The organism is Citrobacter sp. RHBSTW-00881 (assembly GCF_013728515.1).
GTDB lineage: Bacteria > Pseudomonadota > Gammaproteobacteria > Enterobacterales > Enterobacteriaceae > Citrobacter > Citrobacter braakii.
On record NZ_CP056269.1, the window covers coordinates 3525137 to 3541999 of the forward strand.

Here is a 16863-nt window from a genome sequence, read left to right on the forward strand (position 1 = left end):
ATGTCGTTGTATATCGCGCTGTATTCACTTTACATCCCGGTAATGCAATTAAGTTGCGTCCTGATGGTCCAGTGTCGCCACCGCACACAACTCCAGGGCACAACCTTAGGTTAATGCTTTCAAACTTCGCTACTATACGCGCGGGAATGGTGGTTTGGAATGGGGGAAAGTAAACGGAGAGTAAAAATTTATGGGCTTATGCAAGCCCATAAATATTTAAGGATGTTTCTTATTCAAAAGAAGAAGAAAATCAGACCAACAACCAGGACGATATCTGCGATTAGCGGGCAGAAAATGCCCTGCCAGTGTACGGCGCGAGGACGAAAACCAACGCCGTGAATGATGCCTGCGCAGACCGCCCACATCAGCAGGAGACCATGCCAGATTTCCAGCTCACTGGTTTTGGCCGCGAAACGTGACGGATCCCAGAATATGCAACCAGCCAACACGATTGCCAGCACAAAGGAAAGCGCCCGCAAGGGGCGCTTATCCATCGCGTTATACTGCATCGCGATAATGTTGGTCATCAGCTATCTTCTTGTCCGGCTTTGCCTGATTCAACGTGCTCAAGCGCCAGCGCTGTGATTATCCCAAATGCACAGGCAAGAAGCGTTCCCAAAATCCATGCGAAATACCACATTTTAAGCTCCTTACTTAGTACAGAGAGTGGGTGTTGCTTTCAATATCTTCTTTGGTGATGCGACCGAACATCTTCCAGTAACACCAGCCGGTGTACAGCAGAATGATCGGAACGAACACACAAGCTACATACGTCATCAGATTCAGCGTCAGCTGGCTGGACGTTGCATCCCACATGGTCAGACTTGCGTTCATCATGGTGCTGGATGGCATCACAAACGGGAACATTGCGATACCAGCCGTCAGGATGATGCAGGCTAACGTCAGTGAAGAGAAGACGAACGCCCATGCCCCTTTCTCCATACGAGAAGTCAGGATGGTCAACAGCGGCAGAACCACGCCCAGTGCAGGAACCAGCCACAGGATAGGTGCATTGTTAAAGTTCACCATCCATGCGCCAGCCACGCGAGCCACTTCTTTGGTCAGCGGGTTAGAGGCGGCATGATGATCCAGTGCTGAGGTCACAACATAACCGTCAATACCGTAAATCACCCACACACCAGCCAGCGCGAAGCAGACCATAGTGACCAGTGCGGCAACCTGCGACGTTGCACGCGCACGCAGATGCAGTTCACCTACCGTACGCATCTGCAGATAGGTCGCGCCCTGGGTGATGATCATCCCAACACTCACGACACCCGCCAGCAGACCAAACGGATTCAGCAACTGGAAGAAGTTACCGGTGTAGTACAAACGCATGTAGTCGTCTACGTGGAACGGAACCCCTTGAAGCAGGTTGCCGAACGCCACGCCAATAACCAGCGGTGGAACGAAGCTACCAATGAAGATGCCCCAGTCCCACATGTTGCGCCAGCGCATGTCTTCAATCTTCGAGCGGTAATCAAAACCGACAGGACGGAAGAACAAAGACGCCAGTACCAGGATCATCGCCACATAGAAACCGGAGAACGCAGCGGCATACACCATCGGCCAGGCAGCGAACAGTGCGCCACCCGCGGTGATGAGCCAAACCTGGTTACCGTCCCAGTGCGGGGCGATGGAGTTAATCATAATTCGACGCTCGGTATCATTACGACCGAGGAAACGGGTGAGCATGCCCACCCCCATGTCGAAGCCATCAGTGACCGCGAAACCAATCAGCAGAATGCCAACCAGCAGCCACCAGATAAAACGCAATACTTCATAATCGATCATTTGACGACTCCTGTCTTAGCGTGCCGGCTGAGAAGTCACAGTGGACTGCTCGTAGTGATAACGACCGGTTTTCAGGCTACTCGGCCCAAGGCGTGCGAACTTGAACATCAGATACAGTTCAGCCACCAGGAACAGGGTATACAGGCCGCAAATCAACAGCATCGAGAAGATGAGGTCGCCAGCGGTCAGCGAAGAGTTCGCTACGGCTGTTGGTAACACTTCACCAATCGCCCACGGTTGGCGGCCGTACTCTGCAACAAACCAACCGGATTCAATGGCAATCCACGGCAGAGGAATCGCATACAGCGCGGTGCGCAGCAGCCATTTTTTCTCACCGATACGGTTACGAATCACGGTCCAGAAGGACACTGCGATGATTGCCAGCATCAGAATGCCGCACGCCACCATAATACGGAAAGCGAAGTACAGCGGCGCAACGCGAGGAATAGAATCTTTCGTTGCCTGCTGAATTTGCGCTTCGGTCGCGTCGGTGACGTTATCCGTATAGCGTTTCAGCAGCAGACCATAACCCAGGTCTTTCTTCATGCTGTTGAACTGGTCGCGAACGGCCTGATCGGTAGTTCCTGCACGCAGTTCTTCCAGCAGTTGATACGCTTTCATCCCGTTACGGATGCGCTCTTCGTGCTGCACCATCAGGTCTTTCAGACCAATGACCGGTGTATCAACAGAGCGGGTGGCAATGATGCCCAGCGCATAAGGAATTTGAATCGCAAAATGGTTTTCCTGCGCATCCTGGTCCGGAATACCGAACAGGGTAAAGGAAGCCGGTGCAGGCTGCGTTTCCCATTCTGCTTCAATAGCAGCGAGTTTGGTTTTCTGCACGTCGCCCATTTCGTAACCGGATTCATCACCCAGAACGATAACAGACAGAATAGCAGCCATACCAAAGCTGGCGGCGATTGCAAAAGAACGTTTAGCAAACGCGAAGTCACGACCGCGCAGCATATAGTAGGAGCTGATCCCCAGAACGAACATCGCGCCACAAACATAACCAGATGCCACAGTGTGAACAAATTTCACCTGTGCTACCGGGTTGAGCACCAGTTCAGAGAAGCTCAGCATCTCCATGCGCATGGTTTCAAAGTTGAAATCCGCGGCGATTGGGTTTTGCATCCAGCCGTTCGCAACCAGAATCCACAGTGCGGACAGGTTAGAACCCAGGGCCACCAGCCAGGTGACGCACATATGCTGGACTTTACCCAAACGGTCCCAGCCGAAGAAGAACAGACCTACAAAGGTGGATTCGAGGAAGAAGGCCATCAAACCTTCGATCGCCAGCGGCGCACCGAAAATATCCCCTACATAGTGGGAGTAGTAAGACCAGTTAGTCCCGAACTGGAACTCCATGGTCAGACCGGTTGCCACACCCAGAGCGAAGTTGATACCAAACAACTTGCCCCAGAACTTGGTCATATCTTTATAAATCTGTTTGCCGGAAAGGACGTAGACCGTTTCCATGATGGCCAGCAAGAACGCCATACCTAGCGTCAGTGGCACAAACAGGAAGTGGTACATCGCGGTCAAGGCAAACTGTAAGCGCGACAGTTCGACTATATCTAACATCATGACTCCTTGCTCATCGCATGAAGACTCCGAGAGTGAACCCCGTTAGAAAGGGTCACACGCATGCCCCAATACAAATTTATCTGCTTCCCTCCGCCGCTGCTCTTTCTTCTCAATTGAAGAAAGGACAATGATGAAAGGTTACAAACATGTTAATAAAACACTCAAATTGATCCCGCAATTATATTACGCCGTAAAATCCTTACAATAAACAGGTTTTTATCGAGGTAAATTTGCATTTTTCGATAGTGATCAATTTATAGCTAATTTATCACTTTCAGACCAATTTGATCTGCAGCAATTTAACCTCTTTTGAGGCTGTTTACCAAGTTTTAAACATTGATTTAAATCAATTTTCAAATTTAATGTTAATAGTGTTTAACAGTCAGGCGACTAGTGAACGCCATGTTAACGGTATGTTTTTCAATGAGTAATTGCCGTTACTACAAATGATAGGATATTTATTTAAATCTACACGATCTTTTAACCCGCCCGACTGACAAAATTGCCAGCAGATAAAGAGTCACTATTGCTGGGTAGCTCACAGTTTTTTGTTTAGCAAGTCATGGAATTGTTATTTCATACAAATTATTCATTTAAATTTTACTTATAATTAACACCAAGATGTAACTATCTCAAATGGAAGCGAAAGCGTCCCTCATTGACAGACGCATTGGGTTTGACGTCCTCAGCACAGCGCAGGCGTTTCGCTTAAAGCATCACTGAAAGTTATCACTCACTTCTCTTTTTCTCTTATGTGGCAACGTTTAAATATGCCACAAACAATTCATTATCATTTTTATCTTAAATTTAACAAAATATAATTGTGTCATATAAGATTAAAAAATAAAAAACCGTTATCCCGTTCACAAGTTATTTAGTAAAGATAATTTTTTAAATTATAAAAAATGACACATGAATGAGACGCACAACAAAATAAGATTTCGATCACAAACATGGCAAGTCATTTATTCGTCATTTTCCTGGTAAATTAAAAAAAACCGCAAAAACAACACTCAACCATCTGATAAACAATGATTTTTATAAATAAAAAAATATAACAATCATTTTGCGCAGGATATTTTGAAAATAGATCAATTGCTTCCTTTTCCGCTTACACAGAAACTCCGACCCTATTAAGAGGTTGTCACAAACCATGTTCTAAATATTAGAAAATAATTTTCACTTATTGACCATCAGCCCTACAGAGGATTACCCATGAAGAAATCTACACTTGTTATTGGCGTCATCGGTGCTGACTGCCATGCAGTAGGTAATAAAGTTCTGGATCGCGTTTTTACTGCTCATGATTTTCACGTAATCAACCTCGGGGTGATGGTGAGCCAGGATGAATATATTGATGCCGCGATTGAAACAGGCGCCGATGCCATCGTGGTGTCCTCTATCTACGGTCATGGCGACATTGACTGCCTCGGGTTACGTGAGCGCTGCATCGAACGCGGCCTCGGCGACATTCTGCTGTACGTCGGTGGCAACCTGGTAGTTGGTAAACATGACTTCGGCGATGTGGAAGTGAAGTTTAAGGAGATGGGTTTTAACCGCGTCTTCGCACCGAGCCACGACCTGGAAGATGTCTGCGCGCTTATCACCAATGATATTCGCCAACACAATGGCCTCGAGCAGCGTTGCCTGGAAGAGGCTATCTGATGCAAACAGTTTCTGTCGATATCGGCTCGACATGGACCAAGGCTGCCCTCTTCGCCCATGAAGGCGAGGAATTAACCCTGGTAAACCATGTCCTGACCCCAACCACCACACATCATCTGGCAGACGGTTTTTTTGCCAGCCTGAATCAGGTGCTGAACGTTGCCGATGCTCGCCCGTTACTGAAAAGTGGTGAAGTGCAGTTGAAATACTCCTCCTCGGCCAAGGGTGGACTCGCCGTTGCAGCAATGGGGCTGGTGCCTTCCATTACGCTGGAATCAGCAAAAGTTACCGCCCATTCGGCAGGAGCGAAAATCGCGCAATATTATTCGTACAAACTGAACCGGCATGACATCCAGGAGCTGGAATCATCACCGCCAGACATTCTGTTGTTTACCGGCGGTACAGACGGTGGCGAAGAAAGCTACGGCCTGGCGAATGCGCACGCGCTGGCAGGCTCAACGCTTGATTGCGCCATTATCTACGCCGGAAATCGGGACATTCAGGACGAAATACAAACGATTCTGGGACATAAAGATCTGACCACGGTAGACAACATTCTGCCTGACCTCGATCACCCGAATCCGTTTGCCGCGCGCCAGGCGATTTGCGATGTGTTCTTGTCACGCATTGTCAAAGGTAAAGGTCTGGACGTCATCGTCGGCGAAACCGGCGAAGAGCCAATGCCGACGCCATGGACGGTATATGAGTTAGTCAAAGCCATTAGCGATTACGACAGCGCATGGAAGGAATTCATGCTGATTGATATGGGCGGAGCCACCACGGATGTCTATTCGGCCAGCGCGAATACCCTCTCCCCCGATACCGTCCTGCATGGTGTTCCTGAACCGTTCGTCAAACGTACCGTTGAAGGCGACCTGGGAATGCGCGTTTCCGCCGTCGTGGTGGGAGAAAGTACGCAGGATATGGTGAAAGTCATCTTCGCCCAACAACCGCAGCGCGAGGAAGCGTTTTACCGCTACCTGCGTCATCTGGTTGGGCAACCGGATTACCTGCCGCTCAGCGAGGAGGAGAAGTATTTCGACACCCTGCTGGCAGGTTTGTGCGTGGGCTATGCCGCTGAGCGCCACGCGGGCACTAAGAAGCAGGTTTGCACCTGCGTGGGTAACGTGGATTTACAGATGGGTCGCGATCTCACCACCGTACGCAAAGTCGTCGGTTCAGGGGGATGGCTCTCTCGCGCCAGCCAGTTCGATATCCATAACTGGCTCAAATACCGGGAGCTGGACGACCAGGGTAAAAGAATTTTGTTACCGAATCAGTTTGAGTATTACCGCGATTCAAATGGCCTGCTCCCGCTACTGGCAAACGTCGCCAGGCTGTACCCGCAAGCCGCTGCTCGCACCAGCATTCAGTGTTTAACCCTATAAAACTTAAGGCAGCTACGAATGGAACTTCGAAATAAAAAATTGACCCATGACGAATTCATGACCGAAAGGCATCAGGTATTACAAACCTGGGAAACCGGCAAAGACGTTGAGAACTTCGAAGATGGCGTGAAGTACCAGCAATCAATTCCGGATAAAAAGCGCTTCTCCCTTGCTCTGCTGAAGGCCGATCAGGAAGGGAAAACCCTGAGCCAGCCGCGCGCAGGCGTAGCATTAATGGATGAGCATATTGCGCTGCTCAAAACATTGCAGGAAGAGTGCGACCTCCTGCCGAGTACTATCGATGCCTATACCCGTCTGAACCGCTATGAAGAAGCCGCTGTCGGGATCCAGAAATCTATCGAAGCAGGTACTTCCAAGCTGAATGGTTTACCGGTCGTCAATCACGGGGTTGCTGCCTGCCGTCGTATGACTGAAGCACTGGAAAAACCGATCCAGGTTCGTCACGGCACGCCTGATGCGCGCCTGCTGGCAGAAATCGCCATGGCCAGTGGCTTTACCAGCTACGAAGGCGGCGGCATCTCCTACAACATTCCTTACGCTAAACGTGTCACTCTGGAAAAATCCATCCGCGACTGGCAGTACTGCGACCGCCTGATGGGCCTGTACGAAGAGAACGGTATTCGTATCAACCGTGAACCGTTTGGCCCACTGACCGGCACCCTGATCCCGCCGTTTATGTCCCACTCGGTGGCGATTATCGAAGGTCTGTTGGCTCTGGAACAAGGCGTCAAGTCAATTACCGTTGGCTACGGCCAGGTCGGTAGCCTAACGCAGGATATTGCAGCGATTCAGGCGCTGCGCGAACTTTCCCACGAATATTTCCATAACCACGGCTTTGACGATTACGAACTGAGTACCGTTTTCCACCAGTGGATGGGCGGATTCCCGGAAGATGAAGCAAAAGCCTTCTCCGTTATCGCCTGGGGCGCAGCGGTTGCCGGTATGTCAGGTGCCACCAAAGTGATCACCAAAAGCCCGCACGAAGCGTTCGGTATCCCAACGGCGGCAGCGAACGCCCAGGGTCTGAAAGCTTCGCGCCAGATGCTCAACATGGTCAGCGACCAGAAATTCCCGCAGTGCGCTGCCGTGGAGCAGGAAGTTGATCTGATTAAGAGCGAAGTCCGCGCGGTGCTGAAGAAAGTCTTCGAACTGGGCAATGGCGACATTGCGCGCGGTACAGTGCTGGCCTTTGAAGCAGGCGTACTGGATGTACCTTTCGCGCCTGCCGCCTGTAACGCCGGTAAGATCCTGCCTGTTCGCGATAACACAGGCGCCATCCGTATTCTCGAAGCCGGTGCCGTTCCGCTGCCGAAAGACATTCTCGCCCTGCACCACGACTACGTCGCAGAGCGCGCGCATTTCGAAGGCCGCAAGCCTTCTTTCCAGATGGTCATTGATGACATCAACGCCGTATCCCACAGTAAATTAATAGGAAGACCATAATGAAAATTAAACAGGCCCTTTTCACAGCTGGCTACTCCTCATTTTATTTTGACGATCAGCAGGCCATCAAAAACGGCGCCGGTCATGACGGGTTTATCTATACCGGCGCTCCGGTAACGCCTGGATTTACATCTGTTCGTCAGGCGGGTGAATGCGTATCCGTACAGCTGATTCTGGAAAACGGCGCGGTAGCGGTGGGCGATTGTGCAGCGGTGCAATATTCAGGTGCAGGTGGACGCGATCCGCTGTTCCTGGCTGAAAACTTCATTCCGTTCCTTAACGATCACATCAAACCGCTGCTGGAAGGCCGTGACGTTGATTCGTTCCTGACCAACGCCCGTTTCTTTGACGAACTGCGTATTGACGGCCATCTGCTGCATACCGCCGTACGTTATGGTCTGTCTCAGGCGCTGCTCGACGCGGCGGCACTGGCTACCGGTCGTCTGAAAGCAGAAGTGGTTTGTGATGAATGGCAACTGCCGTGCGTCCCGGAAGCCATTCCATTATTTGGCCAGAGCGGCGACGACCGTTATATCGCCGTCGACAAGATGATCCTCAAAGGTGTGGACGTCCTGCCGCATGCGCTGATCAATAACGTAGAAGAGAAGCTGGGCTTCAAAGGCGAAAAACTGCGTGAGTACGTCCGCTGGTTGTCTAACCGCATCCTGAGCCTGCGCACCAACGAAACCTATCACCCGACGCTGCATATTGATGTCTACGGCACCATCGGTCTGATCTTCGATATGGATCCGGTGCGTTGCGCCGAATACATCGCCAGCCTGGAAGCCGAAGCTCAAGGCCTGCCGCTGTACATTGAAGGCCCGGTAGATGCCGGTAACAAGCCGGATCAGATCCGCATGCTCACCGAGATCACTCAGGAGCTTACCCGTCTGGGTTCCGGCGTGAAAATTGTTGCGGATGAATGGTGTAACACCTATCAGGATATCGTGGACTTCACCGACGCGGGCAGTTGCCACATGGTGCAGATCAAGACCCCGGATCTGGGCGGTATTCACAACATCGTTGATGCGGTGCTGTATTGCAACAAACACGGAATGGAAGCCTATCAGGGCGGTACCTGTAACGAAACGGAAATCAGTGCGCGTACCTGCGTACACGTCGCGCTGGCTGCGCGTCCAATGCGCATGCTGATCAAGCCGGGTATGGGTTTCGATGAAGGTCTCAACATCGTGTTTAACGAAATGAACCGCACCATCGCGCTGTTGCAAACTAAGGATTAAGAGATGGCACGCACATTTAAGATCTTATCGCCTACGGCTATCCTGGGTTATGGCTTCCCGGAAGAAAGTTTTCGTAAAGCCATGGAAGAGTCACCGGATCTTATTGCTGTTGACGCAGGTTCCTCCGATCCAGGCCCCCACTATCTGGGGGCGGGTAAACCCTTTACCGACCGGGCCGGTGTGAAACGCGATCTGCGCTATATGATCGTGGCAGGCGTGAAGAATAACATCCCGGTAGTGATCGGCACGGCCGGTGGTTCTGGCGCAGCTCCGCATCTGGAGTGGTGTCGCCAGATAATCCATGAGATCGCACAGGAAGAAAAACTGTCCTTCTCAATGGCGTTAATCCCGTCTGATGTCGACAAAGAAATCGTTCATCAGGCGCTGGATAACGGCAAAATCACCGCGCTCGATTTTGTGCCTGAACTGACTCACGATGCAATTGAAGAGAGCACCTACATTGTCGCGCAGATGGGCGTCGAGCCTTTTCAGCGTGCGCTCGAAGCTGGCGCGCAGGTGGTTCTGGGCGGACGTGCCTACGATCCGGCCTGCTTCGCCGCGCTGCCAATAATGCAGGGCTTTGATGAAGGTCTGGCACTTCATTGCGGGAAGATCCTTGAGTGTGCTGCCATTGCTGCCACCCCTGGCTCCGGCTCAGATTGTGCGATGGGGATCATTGATGACAACGGCTTTACGCTGAAGGCGTTCAATCCCAAGCGTAAGTTCACTGAAACTTCCGCTGCGGCGCACACCCTGTATGAGAAGTCCGATCCGTACTTCCTGCCAGGACCAGGCGGCGTGCTGAACCTGAAAGCGTGCACCTTTACCCAGGTTAACGAAGGCGAAGTGTATGTCAGTGGTTCACGTCATGAAGAAACACCGTATGCGTTGAAACTGGAAGGCGCGCGTCAGGTTGGCTTCCGTTGCCTGACCATCGCCGGAACGCGCGACCCAATTATGATTGCCGGGATTGACACCATTCTCGAAGAGGTACAGGCAAGCGTGGCGCGTAACCTCTCACTGAATGACGACAGTATCCGCATGACGTTCCACCTGTATGGTAAGAACGGTGTGATGGGCAACCATGAACCGATGAAAACCGCCGGTCATGAGCTGGGGATTTTACTGGATGTCGTTGCGCCGACGCAGGATATCGCCAACAGCGTTTGCTCGCTGGTACGCTCTACCCTGCTGCACTACGGCTATGAAAATCGCATTGCGACTGCGGGCAACCTCGCCTTCCCGTTCTCGCCATCTGATATTCAAAGTGGACCGGTGTATGAGTTCTCGATCTATCACCTGATTGAAGCGAGCGATGCGCTGCGATTTGATTTCCACATTGAACAGGTGACGCCAGAAGGAGTTCAGGCATGAAACACTCAATTTGTTCACTGGCGCAGGTTATTCGCTCCAAAAACGCCGGACCGTACGAACTGGTTTTAGATATTTTATTTAAAACCAGGGAAGACTATCAGCGGGTAAAAGCCTGCGAGCAATTAACACCGCAGCTCATTGCCAGTTTATATAATGTTGAACCTGACTTCATTCACAATATCGTGTGGTTCGATCCGGCGAATGCCGTAAAAATCGTCATGCCGCGCGATATTATTTCCGGCAACGTCGGTGATAATGATGTTTATGGTGCTCAGCAACACGCTCCATTATTAAGTATTGAGTTCGACTTGTAACAAAAAACACAATAACAACCATTGGAGCACAGAATTCAGCGGTATCACAGTGCTTCGAATTATTCATGCGGTTGGTCACAACAGGCGTGCGTCTGAGCTGCTGTCCAGGCTCAGGCGCACGCCACCCTACACAATTCCAATTACCAGCCTTTATCCGATGGAGTACACATGAAGAAAATAAGTTTAACGAAGATGATCATATTAGGCCTGATACTCGGCATGATTGCCGGGGTGGCCATAAATAATATGGCCGCGGCTGAAACCGCAAAATCCTATGCAGCAGATATTTCTATTTTTACCACTATATTCTTACGCATGGTAAAAATGATTATCGCGCCATTGGTTATTTCAACTCTGGTTGTTGGTATTGCCAAAATGGGCGATGCCAAAACGCTGGGACGTATATTTTCGAAAACCTTCTTCCTGTTTATTTGCGCCTCTCTGGTGTCAATTGCACTGGGTCTGGTTATCGTTAACATCTTCCAGCCAGGCGCGGGGATCAACTTCGTGCCACATGACGTCGGGGCTGTTGCCGCCGTTAAGTCAGAGCCATTCACGCTGAAAGTGTTTATCTCGCACGCGGTACCGACCAGTATTGTCGATGCGATGGCGCGTAACGAAATTCTGCAGATCGTGGTGTTCTCAATTTTCCTCGGTTGCAGCCTGGCCGCGATTGGTGAAAAAGCCGAGCCTATCGTGAAGGTTCTGGATTCACTGGTACACGTGATGCTGAAGCTGACGGGCTACGTCATGCTGTTTGCACCATTGACCGTTTTTGCCGCTATTTCTGGTCTGATTGCCGAACGTGGTCTGGGGGTGATGGTCAGCGCCGGGATCTTCATGGGTGAATTCTATCTGACCCTGGGTATGCTGTGGGCAATCCTGATTGGCCTGTCAACCATGATAGTCGGGCCTTGCATCGCGCGTTTGACCAAATCAATCCTCGAGCCTGCACTGCTGGCCTTTACTACCTCCAGCTCAGAAGCCGCCTTCCCGGGCACCCTGGACAAGCTGGAAAAATTCGGCGTTTCTTCAAAAATCGCCAGCTTCGTTCTGCCTATCGGTTACTCCTTTAACCTGGTCGGCTCCATGGCGTACTGCTCATTTGCCACCGTCTTTATTGCTCAGGCGTGCAACATTGAGCTGAGCATGGGCGAGCAAATTACCATGCTGTTAATCCTGATGCTGACCTCTAAAGGGATGGCGGGCGTACCGCGTGCATCAATGGTGGTTATCGCCGCAACCCTGAACCAGTTCAACATTCCTGAAGCTGGTCTGATCCTGTTGATGGGCGTCGATCCGTTCCTCGATATGGGTCGTTCTGCTACCAACGTCATGAGTAACGCAATGGGTGCTGCCATTGTAGGTCGCTGGGAAGGTGAACACTTCGGCCAGGGTTGTCGTGGCACTGCACCAGTGAAGACCCCGGAACAAGAACGTCCGGTTACCGAAACAGAAGTCGCGTTGTCCTGATACGACGTTATTGCCGGATGACGCTTGCGCTTATCCGGCCTACATAACGTTTAACTATCCGTTGGCCGGATAAGGCGGTAAGCCGCCATCCGGCACCATGATGAGCACACCAACAGGATTGCACCATGACTAAAACTCTTCTCGGCGTGAGTATTTTTTCCTTCAGCGTTTTGTTCAGCGCAACGATTCTCGCGCAAACCACGCCGGATTACGCAAAGCTTATCGACCAGGCACATCAAAAATATAAAAGTAACCATGATGGAAAAGTCGCCGACTACATCCCTGCCCTGGCGACCTACAGCCCGAATAACTTTGCCATCACCATTGCCACGGTGGACGGCAAGATCTACCAGGTTGGCGATGTTAACAAACCCTTCCCCATGGAATCCCTGAGCAAAGTCTTCACCATGGCGCTCGCCATGGAACAGCACGGCCCTCAGGTGGTGCTGGATAAACTCGGGGCCAATGCCACCGGCATGCCCTTCAACTCCGGTTTAGCGGTTGAGCTGACCAAAGGCGCACCTGAGAACCCGCTGGTAAACGCCGGGGCGATGAGCACCGTTAGCCTGATTGAAGCCAAAGACAAAACCGATCGCTGGAACAAAATCCTCGACAACCTGAACGTCTGGGCCGACGCCACGCTTACGGTTAATGAGCCGGTCTTTAAATCCGAGATGGAAACCAACCAGCACAATCAGGCGCTGGCGAAGCTGATGGAATCCTATAACAGCTTCTATGGCAATACCGACGAAGCTGTCGAAATTTATACCCGTCAGTGCTCGGTGGATATCACCGTTGAGCAACTGGCCAAAATGGGGGCGGTACTGGCGAACAAAGGCAAATCTCCATTCAACGGCAAGCAGTTGCTGAATGAAAAATATGTTCCGCAGGTGCTGGCAGAAATGGCGATTGCCGGACTATACGACGGCAGCGGTAAATGGCTCTACACCGTGGGCATCCCGGCAAAAAGCGGCGTCGGCGGCGGCATGGTCGCCGTTGTCCCGGGCGAATATGCGATTGCCGTCTATTCTCCGCCGCTGGATGAAGCCGGTAACAGCGTTCGCGCCCAGAAAACGATCGAATATGTCGCCGAAGCGACAAAAGCCAATGTCTTTTTAGCGCATTAAGCAATTACGGATGGCGTGAGCGCCATCCGACATATTAACTAAAAGGTGAGATGTAAACATGTCTAAACCATTTGTCTGGCAGGAACTCTTTGTTCAGAGTAAAGATAATACCGAATATGAATTACTGAGTAACCAGCACGTTGCGGTAACGGAGTTAGACGGAGAGGAAGTGATTAAGGTTGCGCCAGAAGCGCTAACCTTATTAGCCCAGCAGGCATTTTATGAGGCTTCATTTTTCCTGCGCGCCGGACATTTAAAACAGATAGCCAGCATTCTGCACGATCCGCAGGCCAGCAGTAACGATAAGTACGTCGCATTGCAACTGCTACGCAATGCTGAGGTTTCGGCCAAAGGCGTCCTGCCCAACTGCCAGGATACCGGGACGGCAACCATTGTGGCCTGCAAAGGACAGCATGTCTGGACCGGCGGCGATGACGCAGAAGCATTAAGCAAAGGCGTGTACACCACCTTCACCGAAAACAACCTGCGTTACTCGCAAAATGCCCCGCTGGACATGTATACCGAGGTCAATACCCAGACTAACCTGCCGGCGCAAATCGACATCAGCGCCACGCCGGGTAACGAATACCGTTTCCTGTTCGTCAACAAAGGCGGCGGCTCTGCTAACAAAGCGGCGCTGTTCCAGGAAACCAAATCTATTCTGCAGCCGGAAAAGCTCACCGCGTTTCTGATCGAAAAAATGAAATCACTGGGTACAGCCGCCTGCCCGCCGTATCACATCGCTTTCGTCGTTGGAGGCTTGTCCGCCGACCAGACGCTGAAAGTTGCTAAACTGGCTTCAACTAAATATTACGATAACCTGCCCACCAGCGGGAACGAATTGGGTCAGGCATTCCGCGATACGGCGCTGGAAGCCGAGCTGCTCAACGCCAGTCGCGAGTTTGGCATCGGCGCGCAGTTTGGCGGCAAATACTTTGCCCACGATATCCGGGTGATCCGCCTGCCACGCCACGGCGGCTCCTGCCCTATCGCCATGGCTCTCTCCTGCTCAGCCGACCGCAACATCAAGGCCAAAATCAACAAACACGGAATCTGGCTGGAAAAACTCGAGCATAATCCGGGCAAATTTATTCCCGATTCACAGCGGGTAGAAAATGGCGCCCAGACCGTACAACTGGATCTGAATCGTCCGTTGCGCGAGATCCTGCAGGATCTCACCACTCTGCCAATTGGGACGCGTTTATCGTTAAACGGCCCGATTGTTGTGGCTCGCGATATCGCGCATGCCAAAATCAAAGAGCGCCTGGATAACGGCGAACCGATGCCAGATTACATGAAAAACCATATCGTCTATTACGCGGGCCCGGCTAAAACCCCCAGTAATCTGGCCTGCGGTTCGCTCGGTCCCACAACCGGCGGGCGCATGGACGGTTACGTCGATGCTTTCCAGGCCGCGGGCGGCAGTCTGATCATGTTGTCGAAAGGCAACCGCAGCGCGCAAGTCACGGATGCGTGTCGCAAACATGGTGGTTTTAACCTTGGCAGCATTGGCGGCGCCGCAGCCTTGTTGGCGCAGCAGTACGTGAAGAGCCTGCACTGCCTTGAATATCCCGAGTTGGGAATGGAAGCGGTGTGGATGATGGAAGTTAAAAATATGCCGGCCTTCGTATTAGTGGATGACAAAGGCAATAACTTCTTTAGCCAGTTTGAGCAGCAGCACCGCTGCGCAACCTGTCCGGCAGGACATTAAGGAGTCACCATGGAAGCGCGAGCCAATAATGACAGACACCGCCAGCGTCAGCAGAAACTGAAAGAACAGGTTGATACCCGCGTGGCGGCAGCAACGGAGAAGAAAGGGATCCTGATTGTCTTCACCGGCAACGGTAAAGGAAAATCCACCGCAGCCTTTGGTACGGCAACGCGCGCGGTTGGTCACGGAAAAACCGTTGGCATCGCGCAGTTTATTAAAGGCCAGTGGGATAATGGCGAGTACAACACGCTGCAACCGCTCGGTGTCGAATTTCATATTATGGGCACCGGATTTACCTGGGAAACCCAAAATCGGCAAGCGGATATCGAGGCGGCAACGGTAGTCTGGCAGGAAAGTAAGCGCATGCTGGCTGATCCGCAGTACGATCTGGTGGTGTTGGATGAGCTTACCTACATGCTGGCTTACCACTATCTGGACACCCAGGAGGTTATCAGCGCCATCGAAAATCGCCCTGCGGAGCAAAGCGTCATCGTGACCGGGCGCGGATGCCATGCGCTGTTACTGGAACTGGCCGATACGGTCAGTGAAATTCGCCCGGTCAAGCACGCGTTTGACCGCGGGATTCAGGCACAGATTGGAATCGACTGGTAGCAGTTCTATTGCCGGATAACGATGCTAACGCGTCTTATCCGGCCTACCAATCGTTGTAGGCCTGATAAAGCGCAAACCACCATCAGGTAGCCGACACCACGGACTTACTGAGCAACCAGTTACGAAATGTCTGTAAATGCGCAGACTCCGATTTCTCTTCACGCCACGTCATAATGAAACGGTTCCCGGTGCGCATCGGAACATCGCAAGGAATGACCATATCTCCATTGTCCAGATCGTGCTGAATGGCAAAACGAGGAAGCAGCGCAACCCCCAGATTAGAACGGACCGCCGCAATCAACATCGACAACAGATCAAATCTCGGGCCTTTATTTACCAGCGGGCTGCTGACGTTGGACAGCGCAAACCATTCCTGCCAGCCTTTGATTCGCGTACTCTGGTGCAACAGCGGGTATTCGTTCAGCAGTTCGTGGACTGACAGTTTCCGTTCCGGTTCAGCCAGCAGACAGCGGCTGCATACTGGCAGAATTTCCTCTTCAAACAGGTACTCAACCTCTGACCACGGTGAGTAGAAATCTTCGCGCATAATTGCCGCATCATACTCACGATTAAGAAAATCACCGATATTCGCCAGCGAATGGATGTTCACGATAATATCAGGATTGAGTTTGTTAAACTCGCGCAGGTTGGGGATCAACCAATGCGTACTGAACGTCGGATTTACCGCCAGCTCAATAACCTGTACGGTCGGTTGCCAGGTCATTATTGTGGTCGTATCGCGCTCGAGTTTATTTAACGTTTCTTTAACGATACTTAAATAGTGTTTGCCGGCCGCATTTAAAAAAATACGTTTTTTGGCATGATTAAATAGCGCGGTATTAAGAAAATCCTCCAGTGCATTCACCTGGCGGAAAACAGCACTTTGTGTTAACGCCAACTCTTCAGCTGCCCGGGTATAACTTTCGTGACGCGCAACCACTTCAAAAGTTACCAGCAACTCCGTCTTGGGTATTTTTCCTCTCATAACCTCTTCCATATGCAGCGTACAAAAATAGTTTAATTTATAAAAAATAATTCAAGGCACCCAGATAAGCACCGAGAGTTATATTTTATTTTCTCCATTGATGTCATTGATCCAATCCATGATTTGCT

The 16863-nt window shown here is 51.3% G+C and carries 14 protein-coding genes and 1 pseudogene; 10 read left to right on the top strand and 5 right to left on the bottom strand.

The annotated features are described in order from the left end of the window. Positions 1 to 233: 233 nt before the first annotated feature. The 4 genes from ybgE to cydA are packed head-to-tail and all read right to left on the bottom strand — an operon-like array spanning position 234 to position 3378. Positions 234 to 527, bottom strand: a complete 294-nt coding sequence (ybgE, locus tag HV311_RS17110) for a cyd operon protein YbgE (protein ID WP_016152311.1) — start codon at positions 525 to 527, stop codon at positions 234 to 236. Further along, the gene (gene cydX, locus HV311_RS17115) at positions 527 to 640 is read right to left on the bottom strand and encodes a cytochrome bd-I oxidase subunit CydX (protein ID WP_003022970.1); all 114 of its coding nucleotides are present in this window, start codon (positions 638 to 640) and stop codon (positions 527 to 529) included. The genes ybgE and cydX overlap by 1 nt, the downstream gene beginning before the upstream one ends. 14 nt (positions 641 to 654) lie before the next feature. Further along, the gene (gene cydB, locus HV311_RS17120; RefSeq protein ID WP_016152310.1) at positions 655 to 1794 is read right to left on the bottom strand and encodes a cytochrome d ubiquinol oxidase subunit II; all 1140 of its coding nucleotides are present in this window, start codon (positions 1792 to 1794) and stop codon (positions 655 to 657) included. A gap of 15 nt (positions 1795 to 1809) precedes the next feature. After that, on the bottom strand, positions 1810 to 3378 hold the full coding sequence (cydA, locus tag HV311_RS17125) for a cytochrome ubiquinol oxidase subunit I (RefSeq protein WP_016152309.1): 1569 nt from the start codon (positions 3376 to 3378) through the stop codon (positions 1810 to 1812). Positions 3379 to 4596: 1218 nt separating this feature from the next. Here cydA and glmS point away from each other — a divergent pair. From glmS to cobO, 10 genes and pseudogenes are all read left to right on the top strand, one after another. Next, complete coding sequence (gene glmS / locus HV311_RS17130; protein ID WP_016152308.1) at positions 4597 to 5046, top strand: methylaspartate mutase subunit S; 450 nt, start codon at positions 4597 to 4599, stop codon at positions 5044 to 5046. After that, on the top strand, positions 5046 to 6434 hold the full coding sequence (glmL, locus tag HV311_RS17135) for a methylaspartate mutase accessory protein GlmL (protein WP_016156015.1): 1389 nt from the start codon (positions 5046 to 5048) through the stop codon (positions 6432 to 6434). The genes glmS and glmL overlap by 1 nt, the downstream gene beginning before the upstream one ends. 18 nt (positions 6435 to 6452) lie before the next feature. Continuing rightward, on the top strand, positions 6453 to 7898 hold the full coding sequence (locus HV311_RS17140; protein WP_016156014.1) for a methylaspartate mutase subunit E: 1446 nt from the start codon (positions 6453 to 6455) through the stop codon (positions 7896 to 7898). Then, on the top strand, positions 7898 to 9139 hold the full coding sequence (locus tag HV311_RS17145) for a methylaspartate ammonia-lyase (protein ID WP_016152305.1): 1242 nt from the start codon (positions 7898 to 7900) through the stop codon (positions 9137 to 9139). Before HV311_RS17140 ends, HV311_RS17145 begins: the two co-directional genes overlap by 1 nt. Positions 9140 to 9142: 3 nt before the next feature. After that, positions 9143 to 10513 (top strand): acyclic terpene utilization AtuA family protein, encoded by a 1371-nt coding sequence (locus HV311_RS17150; protein WP_016156013.1) that lies wholly within the window; start codon positions 9143 to 9145, stop codon positions 10511 to 10513. After that, complete coding sequence (locus HV311_RS17155) at positions 10510 to 10827, top strand: DUF4387 domain-containing protein (RefSeq protein WP_016152303.1); 318 nt, start codon at positions 10510 to 10512, stop codon at positions 10825 to 10827. Before HV311_RS17150 ends, HV311_RS17155 begins: the two co-directional genes overlap by 4 nt. A 168-nt stretch (positions 10828 to 10995) precedes the next feature. Then, positions 10996 to 12277, top strand: a pseudogene (locus HV311_RS17160) (dicarboxylate/amino acid:cation symporter); the annotation flags it as partial. A 148-nt stretch (positions 12278 to 12425) separates the two neighbouring features. Further along, on the top strand, positions 12426 to 13427 hold the full coding sequence (gene glsA / locus HV311_RS17165) for a glutaminase A (RefSeq protein WP_047415198.1): 1002 nt from the start codon (positions 12426 to 12428) through the stop codon (positions 13425 to 13427). 58 nt (positions 13428 to 13485) lie between these two features. After that, the gene (locus HV311_RS17170; RefSeq protein WP_016152300.1) at positions 13486 to 15138 is read left to right on the top strand and encodes a class I fumarate hydratase; all 1653 of its coding nucleotides are present in this window, start codon (positions 13486 to 13488) and stop codon (positions 15136 to 15138) included. Positions 15139 to 15147: 9 nt separating this feature from the next. Further along, complete coding sequence (cobO, locus tag HV311_RS17175; RefSeq protein WP_016156012.1) at positions 15148 to 15750, top strand: cob(I)yrinic acid a,c-diamide adenosyltransferase; 603 nt, start codon at positions 15148 to 15150, stop codon at positions 15748 to 15750. Between the two features lie 82 nt (positions 15751 to 15832). Here the strand turns inward: cobO and HV311_RS17180 are convergent, their stop codons facing one another. After that, on the bottom strand, positions 15833 to 16735 hold the full coding sequence (locus HV311_RS17180) for a LysR substrate-binding domain-containing protein (RefSeq protein WP_016152298.1): 903 nt from the start codon (positions 16733 to 16735) through the stop codon (positions 15833 to 15835). Positions 16736 to 16863 lie beyond the last annotated feature (128 nt).